Consider the following 1,402-nt stretch of genomic DNA (forward strand, 5'->3'; position numbering starts at 1 on the left):
ATGGAGTAATGAATGCATATATACAAAACGTATCATATTGCAAGCGCTCTATGAGAGATATGAAAACTTATCAAAAGAAACGTAAATGTGCGTATGATCTTTAATCACTCATTTGAATAAGAGAGCCTATAAACGCTCGGTAGCTTTAACAATCCAATCAAAAGAACATGCATATTAAGTGAATATCTTATAACAAAACGTTTTTTACATTTACGAGCATTGGTTTTTACAAAGCAGCTTTTCATAAGATAAATAAACAAACGCTTTTATAAAGTGTAAGGTTTTTAAGATTTTGCTCTGCTGTGAAATCTAGATCTTCGTTTTTCATAAATGAAACGTTCTTAAGAGCAAATGATAACTAAGTTATAACTGTAATAAAAAAGTTTTAACGTTTCTTATGAAGATCTCATTTTATGTTTCAAACGTTTAAACGTGCATTTAAAGAGGTTTTCATAAGCGTATTTGTACTTTTCATAAAACCTAATTTCTTTAAATATTAGCCGGTCCATTTTTGGAGACATTATCTTAGAATAAAGCATTCTTTAAACATTACAGCTTTTGACTCAAAATTAAGTAAAAATCCATGTGAGATTACAATGGTTTTGAAGTTTTCTTGCTTGCGTTATATCATTAAAAAGCTTTTTCTTTCATAAGACATAACATTGTGATTTTCATTCTATATGTCATGATATTATATTTATGCTGATTACTTATCATTTTCTAAACTTTTAGAAAGCGTTTAAAAGCGATTTGTCTTTAAATCCTTTTATGCAATCTTTATAAATTAAACCTATAAGCTTATGACAGTTTCAAACGATTATCCTCTAATAGGTGATAAGATATTGCTATAATAAATATAGATTTTATGCTTCCCAATTTTGGGAACCAATAATTTTGTTCTTTATACGATTAAACAAACCAATCTTTAAAACAAGATGTAATCTTTAAACATATGTTATCGATTATTTCAAACAACTAAATTTTAAACAATGTGATTTGTGCTGTGATAAAAACGTATCATAAAATTTATGAACTGTTATGAATGATAGCTGCTTTTCATTTCATTTGAACGTTTACATGCGTTATAATATTTACATCATGATTTGCTTTTTATGGTCTATTCATGCATGCCAATCTTATATAAAAAATGATCAAATGAATCATGCATAAAAGTGTGGATTCTTAAGTGGATTCATATAAAATAATTACAAACAAACTATTGACTTTATTGTGTTTTTTGATATGATATAGAGCATCAACAAGGTGCAGGAGGAGCCGCGCGTCTTTTGCAAAATCCCCATGCCAATGCGGCGCAAATTGTTGGCAGCAATGCGGTTGGCTTGAATGGTGGAAACAATGCTATGCGTGCAAGTGATTTTGTCAACCGTGTATTACAGATGTA

Annotated in this window: 1 pseudogene; it reads left to right on the forward strand. The window is 29.1% G+C overall.

Annotation, left to right across the window (positions count from 1 at the left end):
- Positions 1–1,247: 1,247 nt before the first annotated feature.
- Positions 1,248–1,402: pseudogene (locus ACFIK3_RS09485) on the forward strand (lytic transglycosylase); the annotation flags it as partial.

Origin of the sequence: Bartonella sp. CB10SXKL, assembly GCF_042195515.1 — a bacterium.
Taxonomy (GTDB): Bacteria; Pseudomonadota; Alphaproteobacteria; order Rhizobiales; family Rhizobiaceae; genus Bartonella.